The sequence below is a fragment of the Ruegeria sp. CDSB022 genome (assembly GCF_059611145.1).
Map to the genome: position 1 here is coordinate 1 of NZ_JBXWOZ010000012.1, position 15,211 is coordinate 15,211.

At 57.1% G+C, this 15,211-nt stretch carries 18 protein-coding genes; 8 read left to right on the forward strand and 10 right to left on the reverse strand.

Features of this window, described 5'->3' with window-relative positions; all coding sequences use genetic code 11:
- A partial coding sequence (locus tag AC2FIZ_RS15535) for a hypothetical protein (protein WP_271951280.1) occupies positions 1–197 on the forward strand: 197 nt, incomplete at its 5' end.
- On the opposite strand, the gene AC2FIZ_RS15540 is transcribed toward AC2FIZ_RS15535, so the two are convergent.
- Entirely contained in the window at positions 194–784 is a 591-nt protein-coding gene (locus tag AC2FIZ_RS15540; RefSeq protein ID WP_281973483.1) for a hypothetical protein, read from the reverse strand. The genes AC2FIZ_RS15535 and AC2FIZ_RS15540 overlap by 4 nt on opposite strands.
- A 95-nt stretch (positions 785–879) precedes the next feature.
- A complete protein-coding gene (locus AC2FIZ_RS15545) occupies positions 880–3,228 on the reverse strand; it encodes a DNA topoisomerase IV subunit A (protein WP_281995885.1) in 2,349 nt (782 codons plus the stop codon).
- Positions 3,229–3,429: 201 nt separating this feature from the next.
- Between AC2FIZ_RS15545 and AC2FIZ_RS15550 the strand changes: the two genes are divergently transcribed.
- From AC2FIZ_RS15550 to AC2FIZ_RS15575, 6 genes are all read left to right on the forward strand, one after another.
- On the forward strand, positions 3,430–4,032 hold the full coding sequence (locus tag AC2FIZ_RS15550) for an SH3 domain-containing protein (protein ID WP_246097307.1): 603 nt from the start codon (positions 3,430–3,432) through the stop codon (positions 4,030–4,032).
- 68 nt (positions 4,033–4,100) lie between these two features.
- The gene (locus AC2FIZ_RS15555; RefSeq protein WP_281995884.1) at positions 4,101–4,928 is read left to right on the forward strand and encodes an SDR family NAD(P)-dependent oxidoreductase; all 828 of its coding nucleotides are present in this window, start codon (positions 4,101–4,103) and stop codon (positions 4,926–4,928) included.
- 80 nt (positions 4,929–5,008) lie between these two features.
- Positions 5,009–5,212 (forward strand): twin transmembrane helix small protein, encoded by a 204-nt coding sequence (locus tag AC2FIZ_RS15560; RefSeq protein WP_142639289.1) that lies wholly within the window; start codon positions 5,009–5,011, stop codon positions 5,210–5,212.
- Entirely contained in the window at positions 5,213–5,785 is a 573-nt protein-coding gene (locus tag AC2FIZ_RS15565) for a cob(I)yrinic acid a,c-diamide adenosyltransferase (RefSeq protein ID WP_142639287.1), read from the forward strand. It abuts the gene before it with no gap.
- Between the two features lie 264 nt (positions 5,786–6,049).
- Positions 6,050–6,808 carry an electron transfer flavoprotein subunit beta/FixA family protein gene (locus AC2FIZ_RS15570; protein WP_142639285.1) on the forward strand — a complete coding sequence of 253 codons (759 nt, stop codon included), beginning with the start codon at positions 6,050–6,052 and terminating at the stop codon, positions 6,806–6,808.
- Entirely contained in the window at positions 6,808–7,737 is a 930-nt protein-coding gene (locus tag AC2FIZ_RS15575; protein ID WP_142639283.1) for an electron transfer flavoprotein subunit alpha/FixB family protein, read from the forward strand. The genes AC2FIZ_RS15570 and AC2FIZ_RS15575 overlap by 1 nt, the downstream gene beginning before the upstream one ends.
- Before the next feature lie 61 nt (positions 7,738–7,798).
- On the opposite strand, the gene AC2FIZ_RS15580 is transcribed toward AC2FIZ_RS15575, so the two are convergent.
- Complete coding sequence (locus AC2FIZ_RS15580) at positions 7,799–8,620, reverse strand: DUF6473 family protein (protein ID WP_281973487.1); 822 nt, start codon at positions 8,618–8,620, stop codon at positions 7,799–7,801.
- Positions 8,621–8,782: 162 nt separating this feature from the next.
- Here AC2FIZ_RS15580 and AC2FIZ_RS15585 point away from each other — a divergent pair, with 162 nt between their 5' ends.
- The gene (locus AC2FIZ_RS15585; RefSeq protein ID WP_142639281.1) at positions 8,783–9,658 is read left to right on the forward strand and encodes a 3-hydroxybutyryl-CoA dehydrogenase; all 876 of its coding nucleotides are present in this window, start codon (positions 8,783–8,785) and stop codon (positions 9,656–9,658) included.
- A 65-nt stretch (positions 9,659–9,723) separates the two neighbouring features.
- On the opposite strand, the gene AC2FIZ_RS15590 is transcribed toward AC2FIZ_RS15585, so the two are convergent.
- The 7 genes from AC2FIZ_RS15590 to AC2FIZ_RS15620 are packed head-to-tail and all read right to left on the reverse strand — an operon-like array spanning position 9,724 to position 15,147.
- The gene (locus tag AC2FIZ_RS15590) at positions 9,724–10,623 is read right to left on the reverse strand and encodes a lysophospholipid acyltransferase family protein (RefSeq protein WP_271951305.1); all 900 of its coding nucleotides are present in this window, start codon (positions 10,621–10,623) and stop codon (positions 9,724–9,726) included.
- Between the two features lie 39 nt (positions 10,624–10,662).
- Positions 10,663–10,932 (reverse strand): HPr family phosphocarrier protein, encoded by a 270-nt coding sequence (locus AC2FIZ_RS15595; protein ID WP_142639277.1) that lies wholly within the window; start codon positions 10,930–10,932, stop codon positions 10,663–10,665.
- Positions 10,929–11,342: a PTS sugar transporter subunit IIA gene (locus AC2FIZ_RS15600; RefSeq protein ID WP_142639275.1), complete on the reverse strand. Its 414-nt coding sequence runs from the start codon at positions 11,340–11,342 to the stop codon at positions 10,929–10,931. The genes AC2FIZ_RS15595 and AC2FIZ_RS15600 overlap by 4 nt, the downstream gene beginning before the upstream one ends.
- Complete coding sequence (rapZ, locus tag AC2FIZ_RS15605) at positions 11,339–12,232, reverse strand: RNase adapter RapZ (protein ID WP_246097304.1); 894 nt, start codon at positions 12,230–12,232, stop codon at positions 11,339–11,341. The genes AC2FIZ_RS15600 and rapZ overlap by 4 nt, the downstream gene beginning before the upstream one ends.
- Positions 12,217–12,687, reverse strand: a complete 471-nt coding sequence (locus AC2FIZ_RS15610; RefSeq protein ID WP_496690309.1) for an HPr kinase/phosphorylase — start codon at positions 12,685–12,687, stop codon at positions 12,217–12,219. The genes rapZ and AC2FIZ_RS15610 overlap by 16 nt, the downstream gene beginning before the upstream one ends.
- Positions 12,688–12,691: 4 nt before the next feature.
- Positions 12,692–14,410: a sensor histidine kinase gene (locus tag AC2FIZ_RS15615; RefSeq protein WP_281973490.1), complete on the reverse strand. Its 1,719-nt coding sequence runs from the start codon at positions 14,408–14,410 to the stop codon at positions 12,692–12,694.
- A gap of 32 nt (positions 14,411–14,442) precedes the next feature.
- Positions 14,443–15,147: a response regulator transcription factor gene (locus tag AC2FIZ_RS15620; protein WP_142639269.1), complete on the reverse strand. Its 705-nt coding sequence runs from the start codon at positions 15,145–15,147 to the stop codon at positions 14,443–14,445.
- Positions 15,148–15,211: the final 64 nt, after the last annotated feature.

Consider the following 15,211-nt stretch of genomic DNA (forward strand, 5'->3'; position numbering starts at 1 on the left):
GTCTTGCCGTGGTCAACGTGGCCAATCGTGCCGATGTTGACGTGCGGCTTATTACGCTCAAACTTTTCCTTTGCCATTCCTCAGGCGCCCTTTTGTGCTTTGGGGGACCCTTGGTCCCGTGGTTACATCTGCGCGCGCGAGATATTGGGTTCAAAGGAGAAAATCAAGCACATCCTGCGGGAAATGCCGTTCTTTAAGCCGGATTTTGCGTTGCTTCACCTGAATCGAGTGGCTGGATCAGTTCGGGACGCCGGTCGAACCAACCGTTTTCCAAATGTTCCTCGGCCAACCATTCTTCGACTCGGTCCGCAACTTTCAGAGCCAGCCCGCTCATTTGCTCTTGTTTTGTCCGTTCATGGCCCGAACCTTTCAGGGCACTGCCGCCGGTTGTGTCTTCCAGCACCTGGAATTGCTTACCTTTGGCAAGAAACTCTTTCTTGTTCACGTCATAAACGTTGACCAGAACAATCGCAGTGCTCTTGGGGTTATAGATCACCGGAATGCCGGGAGGGGCCAGCATGTAGCCCTCGAGGCTGATGCCGATGTCGTATTCCTGAGCGCCCGTATAGCGCCCAAGGCGGATGTCCAACGCGTTTTGAATGGCAGCAGTCCATTCGTCGGGCGTCGCATCCCGGCTTACCGGTCCCTGCACCGCCTTATCGGCAAAGGCATAGTTTACCCGCAACTTGAATTCGCCCAGCGACTCAGGCTCTTCGTAAACCTGCGTTTGGGTGCAGGCGCCCATCAGGGCCAATCCGGTGATCAGTGTCAAAATGCGCAACATATCTCGTCTCGATAGGCCTGTTTTTCTTTGATCTAACGCACCGATACGGCTTGTGCCAAGCGGTATCGGCATAAATCCTCTGTGACCGGGCCTGATCAGGAGAATTTAAAATCACGCGGGAAGCCGTATGGCGGCTTTTTCCCGACGCTGGCACGCTTGGCCAGCCATTGCGAAAGATCTGCCTCGTGCCGGGTCTTGTCGCCACCCATGGACCATTTCAGGCCCTCTTCCCAGTTGAAGGTGGTGATATCTGACAGCCCGCCGTCCAATTCCAGCGTCCCCTGCCGCCCGCGCGCCATATTGTATTTTTGCAGGCGAACGCCCTTGCCGCGGGTCATTTCAGGCAGTTCCTCGGTCGGGAAGACCAGAAACTTGCCGTTCTGAGAAACCACTGCAACGTGGTCACCTTCGATCGGTTTACAGATAATCGCTGTTTCGTCGCCTTTGACGTTCAGCACCTGTTTGCCGTTTCGGGTCTGTGCCAGCACATCATCCTCGGGCACGGTGAAGCCGTTACCCGCATCCGAGGCCACCAGCAGCTTGCGCCCCGGCTTGTGGATCAGGATGTCGATTATCTGCGCCTCATTCGGCAGGTCAACCATCAGGCGCAGCGGCTCGCCCATACCCCGACCGCCGGGCAGATTCGCGGCACTGATGGTATAGAATCGACCGTTCGAGGCAAAGACCAGCAGCCGATCGGTGGTTTCCGCATGGAAGATGAACCGTGGCCCATCGCCATCCTTGAACTTCAACTCGCGGTTCAGGTCGATATGGCCGGTCATGGCGCGAATCCAGCCCATCTGAGAGCAGACAACCGTGATCGGTTCGCGGTCGATCATCGCCTCAAGCGGGACCTCTTCGACCTGACCGGCTTCGGCAAACTGGGTGCGCCGCGCTCCGCCCTCATAGTCCTTGCCGAAGGTTTTCTTGGTCTCTTTCAGTTGCTCGGCGATGCTGGCCCATTGCAGGCTTTCGTCGGCTAGCAGATCTTCGAGATTGGCACGTTCCAACATCAGCTCATCGCGTTCGCGAACCAGCTCCATCTCTTCCAGACGGCGCAAGCTGCGCAGACGCATGTTGAGAATTGCGTCGACCTGGACCTCGGACAGCTCGCCCTCGCCCGGTTTGGGCGAGACATAGTCGGCCTCATTGGTGGCGCGGACATGGTCGATGCCCCAGTCTTCGCGCATCAGCGCAGCCTTGGGGTCATCGTCATAGCGGATAATGTCGATCACGCGGTCAAGATTCAGGAAGGCAACGATAAAGCCCTCCAACACCTCCAGCCGATGGTCGATCTTGGCCATCCGGTGGCGCGACCGGCGCAGCAGAACCTCTTGCCGGTGATCCAGGAAAGCGCGCAGCACTTCCTTCATCGAGCAGACTTTGGGTGTCACCCCGTCGATCAGCACGTTCATGTTCAGGCTGAACCGCACCTCAAGGTCTGAGTTACGGTAAAGCATGCCCATCAGTACCTCGGGGTCCACGTTCTTGGAACGCGGCTCAAGGATCAGGCGAATGTCATCTGCGGATTCGTCACGAACGTCGCCAAGGATCGGGATTTTCTTGGTCTGAATCAGCTCGGCGATCTTTTCGATCAGCTTCGATTTCTGAACCTGATAGGGAATCTCGGTGACGACGATCTGCCACTGACCGCGGCCCAGATCCTCGACCTCGAACTTACAGCGCAGGCGGAATGACCCGCGCCCGGTGCGATAGGCCTGCGCGATATTCGCAGGCGGTTCAACGATTACGCCGCCGGTTGGAAAATCCGGTCCGGGCACGTAGTTCAGAAGCGTATCGTCGCGCGCATCCGGCGTCTTGATCAGATGCAAACAGGCGTCACACAGTTCCGAGATGTTATGTGGCGGGATATTCGTCGCCATGCCCACCGCAATACCGCTGGAGCCATTGGCCAGCAGATTCGGAAATTGCGCGGGCAGAACCACCGGTTCGGTCAGCGTGCCGTCATAGTTGTCACGGAAATCGACAGCATCCTCGTTCAGACCCTCAAGCAGAGCCTCGGCCACGATGGTCATCCGAGCCTCGGTATAACGAGAGGCCGCCGGGTTATCGCCGTCGATATTGCCGAAATTCCCCTGCCCGTCGACCAGCGGATAGCGCACATTAAAATCCTGCGCCAAACGCGCCATCGCGTCATAAATCGCGGCATCGCCGTGCGGGTGATAGTTACCCATCACATCGCCCGAGATTTTCGCCGACTTACGGAACCCGCCCGTTGCACTGAGTCGCAGTTCGCGCATCGCATAGAGGATTCGCCGATGCACCGGCTTCAGACCATCCCGTGCATCGGGCAAGGCCCGGTGCATGATGGTGGACAGCGCATAGGTCAGATAACGTTCACCAATCGCGCGGCGCAGCGGTTCGGCTACTTCGCCCCCGTTCTCGGGGGCCACCATATTGGGGTCGTCGATCGTATCATTCATAGATGATGTGATACGACGCAAGGGCGCGCGGGTAAAGCAAGCAAGACATATTTTACTGGGGACAAGTGGCGCTTTTTGCAACAGGGGGAGGCAACCCCCCGATTTCCCCCGTTTTTCGACTTGGGTCGCGAATTATGCTAGGATGTCTGACATTAGTCTGCTGCCTTTTTTTGTTTTGATTGATCGACCGGGGGATGCGCCATGACGCGCCTGATTGTAATGAGTTTCGCTGCACTTGGCTGGTGCTTTTACGTCATGAGTGGCGGGCCTAATTTCGAGCCGCGCGGTGTGCGGTCAGAACAGCCTGTGCGAGTCGCCTCGAAAGCGGCCCCCAAAACCGTAGCACCGTCTCCGGCAAAAGAGCTTGTGACAAATGTCGCTATGCGCTCGCCGGTCGTGCGCGAGCGCCCGATTGATCCCCAGCCAGCAGTCGCAGCGATTGTCGCAGAACCCGCCAGTCTGGACACTTTCAACGCGCTTTCGGTGTTTGACGATCAGACTGCCAGCATCACGCTTGCGTCCCTGGAAGACGGTGTAACTGGCCTGAAGCAAATCACCAAGGACGTGCAGCCTGAACCCGCCGCCCAGCCTGAACCCAGGAAAGATATCCGGGAAATCTCCGGGACCCGCGTGAACATGCGTGACGGCCCTGGAACGATCTACCCGATTGTTGGCAAAGCGCGCATCGGCCAGAAGGTCGAGGTGCTAAGTGACTCGGGCACCGGATGGTTGCGACTGCGCGTGTTGCCGCAGCAACAGGTGGGGTGGATTTCGACCTCTTTGGTCAGAAAAACACCAGACTGACGTGGAGCAATGATTGTTCCCATACTCTGTGCACCCTAGCTTGGGGCTGGTTCAGAATCGGGAAAATCATGCAGAAGACCATTCTAATTACTGGCTGCTCATCGGGCATCGGACTGGATGCGGCGCATGGGATGCGCGCGCGGGGTTGGCGCGTGTTTGCCTCGTGCAAACAACAGCGCGATTGCGACCGGTTGCGGGCGCAGGGGTTTGAAAGCCCGCGCATTGATTATACCGATACGGCCAGCATTTCGTCGGGTTTGAACGAAGTGTTGGAGGCCACCGGAGGCACCCTGGACGCGCTGTTCAACAATGGCGCACATGGCCTGCCCGGCGCGGTCGAGGACCTGCCGACCGAAGGCCTGCGTCAGATTTTCGAGGCGAACTTCTTTGGCTGGCACGAACTGACCAGGCAGGTCATCCCGATTATGCGCAGTCAAGGACACGGGCGAATCGTTCAGAACTCTTCGGTGCTGGGTCTGGTGGCCTATCCGTGGCGCGGCGCCTATGTGGCCACGAAATATGCAATCGAAGGGCTGACGGATACACTGCGCCTGGAACTGGCTGATACGGGGATCAAGGTCATTTTGATCGAACCTGGCCCGATCACATCTAAAATCCGCGAAAACTCAATCCCATTCTTCGAGCGGTTCATCAACTGGCAAAACTCGGCCCTGCGCGAGCGGTATGAGTCCTCTTTGTTGAAAAGACTGTATGAATCGCCGGGGCCGGATCGGTTTGAACTGCCCGCATCAGCGGTTACGACCAAGCTGGCCCACGCCGTAGAATCCAAGCGCCCGCGCCCCCGATACTATGTGACAACACCTACATTTATTGCCGGTTGTTTGCGCCGCATCCTGTCGACACGTGCGATTGACCGCATCCTTGCAGGGGTCTGAGGCGAAATAACCCGTTCGCTTTTGGCACGCACGGGTCTAGATGATAGCCCTAGGCAAACAGAAACGCGGACGGTGTACTCATGGACCTAATGATGGTCATTTTGCTTTTGGCCATGGCGGCGGTTGTCGTCGTATTGGCGCTTGGCATCTCGAATTTTGGCAAAAGCGGCAGGGACGCGGCACTGAAAAGCAACAAGTATATGCGCCTGCGTATCCTGTTTCAGTTCATCGCCGTGATTCTGATCGTGCTTTACGTCTGGCTGCGCGGTCAGGGAGGTCAGTAAATGGTCGTATTGAACAAGATTTACACCCGCACCGGTGATGATGGCAAAACCGCACTCGGCAATGGCGAACGCGTCGCCAAATACTCGGGCCGCGTGACCGCTTATGGCACCGTGGACGAGTTGAACGCCTTTGTCGGCGTCGCCCGGACCGAGGCAGATGGGGATGTCGAAGCTGCACTCGCCCGCATTCAGAATGACCTGTTTGATCTGGGCGCAGATTTCTGTCGTCCCGACATGGAAAAGGATGCCGAAGCAGACTATCCGCCTCTGCGCATCGTGCCCTCGCAGATTGACCGGCTGGAGGTTGAAATCGACGCGATGAACGAAGCCTTGGAACCGCTGCGCAGTTTCATCCTGCCCGGTGGCTCGCGTCTTGCGGCGCATCTGCATGTATGTCGAACCGTATCGCGCCGGGCCGAACGGCTTGCGGTTGAGCTGACCAACATGGAGCCGGTCAACGAAACCGCAGTCAAGTACCTGAACCGTCTGAGCGACTGGTTCTTCGTCGCAGCCCGTTGTGCCAATGAAAACGGAACCCAAGATGTTCTGTGGGTTCCGGGCGCGAACCGCTGAAAGCGGCGTCGCGTCCAGTGGACGCGGCGGCGACCGGAAGGGCGAAGCCCCGGCCCGACGGGCGGGCGCAAACCGATAGCTTTCTGCCTTTTGGGTGGATGTCTGGTGCTTGGTCACGTCAAAAATAGCAAAACGCGACGTCCGTTGCAGATGACGTGACGATTTTGCCCTGTTGCCGCCTGAATTGAATCGCTATTCAAGCCCTCATGAACATTGGTGGAGTCGCGACGCGGCTTGCCGTTTTTTGTGAGGAGCTAGCGCAAAATGAAGGTACTCGTGCCTGTCAAACGCGTGATTGACTATAACGTTAAAGTTCGCGTCAAAGCGGATGGCAGCGGTGTCGATCTCGCCAATGTCAAAATGTCGATGAACCCGTTCGACGAAATTTCTGTCGAAGAGGCAATCCGCCTGAAAGAAGCAGGCAAGGCAGACGAAGTCGTCGTTGTTTCTATCGGCGTAAAACAAGCCCAGGAAACACTGCGCACTGCGCTGGCCATGGGCGCGGACCGTGCCATCCTGGTCGTTGCTGCAGATGATGTCCATCAGGACATAGAACCTCTGGCCGTTGCCAAGATCCTGGCCAAAGTGGTCGAGGAAGAGCAGCCCGGTATCGTTCTGTGCGGCAAGCAGTCTATCGACAACGACATGAATGCAACTGGTCAGATGTTGTCAGCTCTTTTGGGCTGGTCACAAGGCACCTTTGCGTCCGACATCGACATCGACGGCGACAGCGCAAAGATCACCCGCGAAGTCGATGGCGGCATGCAAACCATCAGCGTCAAAATGCCGACAATCGTGACCGTGGACCTGCGCCTGAACGAGCCCCGTTACGCGTCGCTGCCCAATATCATGAAGGCGAAGAAAAAGCCGCTGGACGAGAAAACCGCCGCCGATTACGGCGTCGACGTCTCGCCGCGCCTGGAAGTCGTCAAAACCGAAGAACCACAGGCACGTGCCGCTGGCATCATCGTCGGCTCGGTAGACGAGCTTGTCGCGAAACTCAAAGAAGCGGGGGCTGTGTAATGGCTGTTCTTCTTCTCGCCGAAGTCAACAATGGTGAACTGGCGCTGGACGCAACCGCCAAAGCTGTAAACGCAGCAAAGGCACTGGGTGATGTAACCGTTCTGGCCGCAGGCGGTTCCGCTGCTGCTGCCGGTGAAGCTGCCGCCAAGATCACCGGCGTCTCAAAGGTTCTGGTCGCCGAGGACGAATCGCTGGGCCATCGCCTCGCAGAATCCACTGCTGCGCTGATCGTAGGTCTGGCTGATGGTTATGAGCACATCGTTGCCCCCGCCACCACCGATGCCAAGAACGTTATGCCGCGCGTTGCCGCGCTGCTGGACGTCATGGTCATCTCGGACGCGTCCGGAGTCGTCGACGGCTCGACCTTCGAACGCCCAATCTATGCGGGCAACGCGATCCAGACCGTCAAATCTGTGGACGCCAAAAAAGTCGTCACTTTCCGAACCGCAAGTTTTGATGCTGCGGGCGAAGATGGCTCGGCAGCCGTTGAGACCATCTCGGTCGGCGAGAACCCCGGTCTATCGTCCTGGGTCGAAGACAAGGTAGCTACAAGCGACCGCCCCGAGCTGACTTCGGCTGGCGTTGTTGTGTCGGGTGGCCGTGGTGTCGGTTCTGAAGAGGACTTCAAGCTGATCGAAGGTCTCGCTGACAAGCTGGGGGCCGCAGTTGGCGCATCGCGCGCCGCAGTCGACTCGGGCTATGCTCCGAACGATTGGCAGGTGGGTCAGACCGGCAAGGTTGTTGCCCCGGATCTGTATGTCGCTGTCGGCATCTCGGGTGCGATTCAGCATCTGGCCGGTATGAAAGACTCGAAAATCATCGTGGCGATCAACAAAGACGAAGAAGCGCCGATCTTCCAGGTTGCCGATTACGGTCTGGTCGCCGACCTGTTCCAGGCCGTTCCGGAACTGACCGAGAAACTCGGCTGATCAACGGGCTAGACTTTTCCACGAAGAATCTTGCATTGGGCCCGCCATCGGCGGGCCCTTTTCATTGCAGGTTTCTGATCGGACCGACCAAGGCGTCAGCAATCGACCTGTGTGCTGCAGGACCTATCATATATTCCGCCATGGGCTGTTGCAGTGTTCCAAACAGCATATCTTCAAGCTCATCGGACTGCCCCGACACGCTGACCGTCACCTCAACGATCTCGGCGCTGAGAGGGCGCAGGGCCTCGATCATCTGTGGCGTGATCCGAATATCAGCACCGTGCTTGGGCTGATTACTTTCTGCCTCACGCAGGACCTGCAAATTCAACAAGACAACAGGCGCTTCAAGCGCCTCAACAAGCCCCCCAATGCGGTCGATCCAATTCCGTCGCAGCTCTTCTGCGATTACCTCGAACCGCGCATCATTGCGGCCCTGCAACAAAATCATCAGGTGATGTACGAAATGGACATCGGCAAAGTCGATCTCGGGATAGAGAGATTTCAGATCCTCTGTCGGAGCCAGAAAACGGTCGTTGCGTCGGGGATGAACCCGGTAGAATCGATTGGACTGCCCCAATATGTCGCTAAGCTGCACCACGCAGAGCTCTGCTTGGTTCAGTAAACCCCTCAACTCCGTGTCATCGCACAGCGCATCTACGCCGCAAAAAAGGCTTCCGAAATTCAGGCACCGTCTGTCCAACCTCTCTTCGAGAACTGCCGCGAATGGCTGCTCGACGAATCGCCCGAATGTTTCGGTCCCTCCTGCGCAGGCCACAAATGACTTCTCCAGCGAACGCATTGGCCCACGAAACCACAATCGTGACTCACCGTATTGGCACACGTCATGCTCGAGTCTTCCCGAGCCAGCTTGATGATAGCTCATATCACTCACCCAATTTTCACCCGGATGCCATCTTGCAGCCGCAAGCCTTGAGAATCTCCTAATGTGCGCATTTGAAGCAAAGTCGAACGGTCTGATCCCCTTGCCGCCCGCCCCGATCTGCCGATAGTGTCATCCTACCCCGTGGCACAGAGGCATCAAAAAATGGATGTAAAATCAGTCGGAGTGATTGGCGCAGGCCAAATGGGCAATGGTATCGCCCACGTACTGGCTTTGGCGGAATATGACGTTCTGCTGAACGACGTTAGCCAGGACGCGCTGAACAGCGCCATGGCGACGATTGAAGGAAATATGGCGCGCCAGGCATCGCGCGGAAAAATTTCGGATGAGGAGATGCAATCCGCGCTGAAACGCATCACGACCACAATGGAGCTGCCACAGCTGGGCCAGACTGACCTGGTGATCGAGGCCGCAACCGAGCGTGAGACCGTCAAACAAGCCATTTTCGAAAGTTTGCTGCCACATCTGCAACCGCATACAATCCTGACGTCAAATACGTCATCTATTTCGATCACACGTTTGGCGAGCCGAACAGACCGGCCCGAACGCTTTATGGGTTTTCACTTCATGAACCCAGTTCCGGTGATGCAACTGGTTGAACTGATCCGGGGCATTGCTACGGATCAACCAACATTTGCTGCCTGTAAGGCCGTTGTAGACCGCCTTGGCAAAACCGCCGCCAGCGCCGAAGATTTCCCGGCTTTCATTGTCAACCGCATCCTGATGCCGATGATCAACGAGGCCGTATACACCCTGTATGAAGGCGTGGGGAATGTTCAGTCGATTGACCAATCGATGAAATTGGGCGCAAACCACCCGATGGGACCACTAGAACTGGCTGACTTTATCGGTCTGGACACCTGTTTGGCCATTATGAACGTGCTGCATGATGGATTGGCCGATACCAAATATCGCCCTTGTCCGCTGTTGACGAAATATGTCGAAGCGGGCTGGCTGGGACGTAAAACGCAGCGTGGTTTTTATGACTATCGGGGCGAGGCGCCAGTGCCGACCCGGTAAAGGCCACCGCCCGGAATTCATCCAGGCGCAGCCACGAGATTGTCCTGATCAGGTGAAATTGCAGGTCAGAGCTTGGTTGCCTGCCCCAGACCCAGCGTGTGCTTTCTGAGCCAAGCCATAAAGCCGCGCGGATCTCGCTCCAGCAGCTGCATATCCTCATCCGAGATCGGTTCTCCGATCACCGGGGATTGCGGTTTGTTGCAGGATCGAACGATCTCGTGCAGCAACAAACCCTGGCGCAGAATCGCAGAAAGTTTGTTGGCGATCTGGTAGGCACGCGAATTCCTGCCAGGGAAAAAGATCGGCAGGACCTGCGCGCCGGATCGACGGATCATTTTGGCCGTGAACACGTTCCACTCACGCTCGATCACCGGCCCGAACCAGTCATCCGAAGACATCACGACGCCTGAAGGGAACAAGGCCACAACGCCCCCGTTTTTCAGATGCTCCATCGCATTGCCGCGCATCTCAAGCATCTTGGCCTGTGCCTCGGGATCGTGCGGGAAGGGCACCGGAATCATGAACGACGTCGCCGCCTCGTCCAAACCTGTCAGAACCGAACGGGTCAAGATCCGATAGTCGCTGCGGACCCTGCCGATCAGCTCTGCCAAAATCATGCCGTCGACCATGCCATGGGGATGGTTGGCTACGACGACCACGGGCCCCGTTTTTGGAATACGCGCGATCTGTTCCTCTGGTGTGGTTAGGTCGATGCCCATTATATTAAGCGCACCTGCCCAGAACCGTTGGCCGCGGAATTGTTCATTCTGCTTCTCGAACTTGTTAACCATACCCAAAATGGTCAACTTACCCGTACACCATTCAATGGTGCGGATCGCTGTTGCAGTCCAAGGGTCGTCGAACGAGTTTGCGTAGGTCAGGGTCTTACGATCATAGATCTCGCCCTGGTCCTTGGTCCCATCCACCACCGGGCCTGTCTTGGTCTCGTGCGTTGTTTCCGCCAATTCCTGGTTATCCCGTTCTTCGTATCACGGCGGGTGCGGTCAGAAACCTTCTCCGAACTTGTCGTTCACCAGAGTCTCCAACGCATCAGCCAACGCCTCAGCATCCGGTCCGGACGTCTCGACGTCAATAGTCGTTCCACGAGACGCTGCCAACATCAAAAGACCCATAATGCTGTCGCCGGATGCGGAAAGCCCGTCTTTCGACACCTCGGCCTGAGCGTCGAACCCTTCTACCAACTCAACCAGCTTGGCCGAGGCGCGGGCATGCAGGCCCTTTTCATTGATAATTTTCAAGCTTCGGGTGGTCATTCTTTATCTGTCCGGTTCTCGTCAAACGTCACATTTTGCGCATTGATATACTTACGTCCAGCTTCCATTGCCTGCCGCACGGCTTCGCCAATCGGCAGGTGGCGGGATTTGGCCAGTTTTATCAACATGGGAAGATTTGCGCCGTAAAGGATACGGCGATCCTGCGGCGCGCAGGCACGCAGGCTGAGATTCGACGGGCTTCCGCCAAACAGATCGGTCACGACGACAACACCGTCACCAACATCAACACTGTCGGCGGCCGCACAGATTTCCGATTGCTTCGCTTCGCGATCATGATCGGCCTCGATCGAGATCGCGGCCAGGCCGGGCTGATTGCCGACCACATGCTGCATCGCGGCCAAATATTCTTTGGCCAGCCCACCATGTGCTACGAGTACGATCCCGATCAATCCGGCCTCACATTCAACGATCGTCTTTCCATTTCGCGATGCCTAATTGCCACTTGCTGCCCCCCCTCTGCAAGGGCCCTTGCAACCGCTTCGGCCATTGCAACCGATCTGTGTTGCCCTCCGGTACAGCCAAAGGCCACGGACAGGTAGGCTTTGCCCTCGGCCCGGTAAGCGGGCAACAACAAAGTCAGCAGGTCAACCACCCTTTCGAAGAAAGGCGCATAGTTCGCGTCGGTTTGAATATAGCTCGCCACATCCGAATTGCGACCATCTTCGGCCCGAAGCTCGGGACGCCAGTACGGGTTGGTGAGAAAACGGCAGTCAAAGACCATATCCAATCCGCGAGGCAAACCACGCTTATAGGAAAATGATTCGATGGTTACCGCCAGATGCCGCCCACCCTGAGGTGCAAACCAACGCTCTACCTCTTCGCGCAGTTGGTGAACATTCAGTGGCGTGGTGTCGATCAACGTATCTGCAAGTTCACGAATTGGGGCCAGCGACTCTTTTTCCTGGCGCACGCCGGTTTCAGGGCTGGCATCCGCAGACACCGGGTGACGTCTGCGGGTTTCCGAATACCGGCGCAGCAGGACTTCATCGCTGCAATCGAGATAAAGCGTGGTCAGGTCAACCTGTTCCATCCACCGAAGCTTAGCCAGCAATTCGATGACGCCAATCGTGGAAAAATCGCGGTTGCGCGCATCAATACCAAGCGCCATGGGACGGTCGGTTTTTGGCCCGTCTAATAGACGCAGCAAAAGACCCATGGGAAGGTTGTCGATGGCCTCGAACCCCAGATCCTCTAACACACGGATTGCGGTGGACCGGCCTGCGCCGGATGGGCCGGTGACAAGTACGATGCGTCTTTGGGTCGTCATTGATTGGGCCATTCCGGGTCTGCGCACCCGTTTTTCATCAGTAGCAAGAGCGCTGCTGGTAAATTGGAGACGCCAGCGCCCCGAAGCAAGGGAACAGTTTGCCTCAGGATAAGAATTGAACGGGGTTCTGGCAGGCGCTCGGGTTCTTCTTGCGCCATGTCCACCACAAAGCCAACCGGCACCGGCCCAACCGAGACTGCCCGCAACAGGCCAAGACCTCTTGCCTCGATCAGTCCACCGATATTTGGAGCCGCCTCTGCCAGGGCGAGATTGCCATCCATATACAACCGAACCCGATCGTCCGCGACCAGATCGGCCCCCAACGCCATCATCTGCAAAGACAGCGCTGACTTCCCGGTGCCCGAAGGCCCCACGATCAAAACAGCACGGTCTGCTACCGCGACGCAAGAGGCGTGAACGATGGCAGTATCTTTGTGTTCAACAGAGGAGAGTGCGGACGTGCTCACCGCGTCAAACCGGCAGGCCCACGACGAATCGCGCGCCCTGAGGGTCTGATGTTATGTCCGCTTCGGTCGGGCGGATATTCTCGGCCCAAATCACCCCGCCATGCGCCTCGACAATCTGTTTCGAGATCGCCAGACCCAACCCCGAGTTATTGCCGAAATGCTCAACGGGACGTTGGGAATAGAACCGTTTGAACACTTTGGTCAGGGCCTGCTCGGGGATGCCTGGGCCAGTGTCTTCAACAACAACCAGAACCCGATCCTCGCGCCGGCGTACCCACACACGTATGGCATCGCTTTCTTCGCAGAAGGAAATCGCATTGGTGATCAGGTTTACGAACACCTGCGCCAATCGCGCCTCAAGCCCGGTCACGGTGATTGGTTCGGGCGGCAGATCAGTGATGTAATCGATTCCCTTGGCGCGCGCATCCTCGCCCAGATACTGACCGAGGTTTCCGATCAGGTTCAACAAATCAAATGGCTGCTCTTCCTCCTTGACCAGTTCGGCGTCCAGGCGCGAGGCGTTCGAAATGTCGCTGACCAGACGATCCAGCCGACGGACATCATGTTCGATCACCCCCAACAGCTTGTCGCGCTGGTCGTCTCTTTTAACCATGCGCAACGTGCCCACAGCAGATTGAAGGCTGGCTAGGGGGTTTTTGATCTCATGCGCCACATCTGCCGCGAATTGTTCGTTTGCATCAATCCGGTTGTACAGCGCTGTAACCATGCCGCGCAAAGCTCGGCTGAGTCGTCCGATTTCGTCCGGTCGCGCGCTCAGATCGGGGATGCGGATGCGGCCCGGGTTGACCCCCGCACCGCGGTCTTTGCCCATCTCGGCGGCGGATGCCAGATCGGCCAGCGGGTTGGCGATGGTCGATGCAAGGACAAGGCTCAAGCCAACGGAAACCAAAAGCGCCACGACGAACATGCGCAGAATCCGCTCTTGATCACGGCGGGCCAATGCGTCGATTTCTCCGGCGGGACCGGCCATGGCAACTGCGCCAACGGGCTTTCCATCCAGTTGGATCGGGGCCGCAGCAACGATAACCGTTTCGCCTGCGTCATCCTGAACCGCCTGAACCTGAATATGCCCGGTCAGCGCCTGTGGAATGATGGCCTGAACGCGTTGGGCCAAGGTTGGCGCTTCGCTGGTTTCATCTTGCTTGAACACTTTGGACAGCCCGGTCCAAACCGCGTTCAAGGCATCACTGATCAGTGTGCTTCCAGTCTGCGCATCAGCTTCTGAGCGCAGCATGACCGGCATCTCTGAGACCGCAGGCGCGCCGCGCGTCCAACCAATCAGCGTCCCACGAGCATCGTAAACAAAGACTTCACCGCCGACCGGCAGGCTGAGACCAGCCAACGTATCTTTGACATCCAGAATGGCCGCGTCGCGGGTAATGCCAGTCACATTCTGTCGCAGTTGGGTTTCAAATACGTTGCTGACCAACTGCGCATCACCAACCAGGTTCCGGGCGGTTTGCTGCACCTGTTCTTCTCGCGAATTATCCAGATATAGCAATCCGGTGACCAGAATCACCAATGCAATCATGTTGAATGTGATGATCTTGCGCGCCAGAGGCGAGCCCCGCAGAGAAAACAGATTGCGGCGGCCGCGTGTGGCCCTGAGTTCGGCGGAATCGTCGCTCTGGGGGATGACCCAGTCATCCCCAAGAACGACGTCACCGTCGCGTAACTCGTTTTCTTGCTCAGTATCGCGCACGAGACCCAGTAACCCCTTAACTTAGGCCACGCTTATTCTTCGTTGTACCGATACCCAATACCATACAACGTTTCGATGGCCGAAAACTCCGGATCAGCAGCGCGCATCTTTTTGCGCAGACGCTTGATGTGGCTGTCGATCGTGCGGTCATCTACATAGACCTGATCGTCATAGGCAACATCCATCAGCTGATCGCGGCTTTTGACAAATCCCGGACGCTGCGCCAAGGCCTGCAGCAGCAGGAACTCGGTCACTGTCAAAGAGACATCCGATCCCTTCCAGCTCACCGCGTGGCGCAAGGGGTCCATCCGCAATTCGCCCCGTTCCATCACCTTGGCGTCGCCTGTGTTGGCAGCCACGGGATCACCCGAGGTCGCTTCCTGACGGCGCAGCAAGGCCCGTATCCGTTCTACTAGCAACCGTTGCGAAAAGGGCTTTTTGACATAATCATCAGCACCCATACGCAAACCCAGAACTTCGTCGATCTCGTCATCTTTCGAAGTCAGAAAGATCACCGGCATCTGGGTCTTCTGCCGCAGTCGCTGCAGCAAATCCATGCCATCCATACGCGGCATCTTGATATCCAGCACTGCCATATCGGGCAGCTTCTTGTTAAACGCATCCAGAGCAGCCTGCCCGTCGTTATACGTTTCTACCTCGAAACCCTCGGCTTCGAGCGTCATGGATACGGACGTCAGAATGTTCCTGTCGTCATCCACCAGTGCAATCTTTGACATCGGGTTAACCCCTATTCCTGCTCTCATACGAAACAATTCGCTTATTTGTAGGGCATTTTTGTCG

What these genes read in the sequence shown, in the direction of transcription:
- AC2FIZ_RS15540 (WP_281973483.1), bottom strand. Translation starts at nt 784, where the DNA reads ATGTTGCGCATTTTGACACTGATCACCGGATTGGCCCTGATGGGCGCC.
- AC2FIZ_RS15545 (WP_281995885.1), bottom strand. Translation starts at nt 3,228, where the DNA reads ATGAATGATACGATCGACGACCCCAATATGGTGGCCCCCGAGAACGGG.
- AC2FIZ_RS15550 (WP_246097307.1), top strand. Translation starts at nt 3,430, where the DNA reads ATGACGCGCCTGATTGTAATGAGTTTCGCTGCACTTGGCTGGTGCTTT.
- AC2FIZ_RS15555 (WP_281995884.1), top strand. Translation starts at nt 4,101, where the DNA reads ATGCAGAAGACCATTCTAATTACTGGCTGCTCATCGGGCATCGGACTG.
- AC2FIZ_RS15560 (WP_142639289.1), top strand. Translation starts at nt 5,009, where the DNA reads ATGGACCTAATGATGGTCATTTTGCTTTTGGCCATGGCGGCGGTTGTC.
- AC2FIZ_RS15565 (WP_142639287.1), top strand. Translation starts at nt 5,213, where the DNA reads ATGGTCGTATTGAACAAGATTTACACCCGCACCGGTGATGATGGCAAA.
- AC2FIZ_RS15570 (WP_142639285.1), top strand. Translation starts at nt 6,050, where the DNA reads ATGAAGGTACTCGTGCCTGTCAAACGCGTGATTGACTATAACGTTAAA.
- AC2FIZ_RS15575 (WP_142639283.1), top strand. Translation starts at nt 6,808, where the DNA reads ATGGCTGTTCTTCTTCTCGCCGAAGTCAACAATGGTGAACTGGCGCTG.
- AC2FIZ_RS15580 (WP_281973487.1), bottom strand. Translation starts at nt 8,620, where the DNA reads ATGAGCTATCATCAAGCTGGCTCGGGAAGACTCGAGCATGACGTGTGC.
- AC2FIZ_RS15585 (WP_142639281.1), top strand. Translation starts at nt 8,783, where the DNA reads ATGGATGTAAAATCAGTCGGAGTGATTGGCGCAGGCCAAATGGGCAAT.
- AC2FIZ_RS15595 (WP_142639277.1), bottom strand. Translation starts at nt 10,932, where the DNA reads ATGACCACCCGAAGCTTGAAAATTATCAATGAAAAGGGCCTGCATGCC.
- rapZ (WP_246097304.1), bottom strand. Translation starts at nt 12,232, where the DNA reads ATGGCCCAATCAATGACGACCCAAAGACGCATCGTACTTGTCACCGGC.
- AC2FIZ_RS15620 (WP_142639269.1), bottom strand. Translation starts at nt 15,147, where the DNA reads ATGTCAAAGATTGCACTGGTGGATGACGACAGGAACATTCTGACGTCC.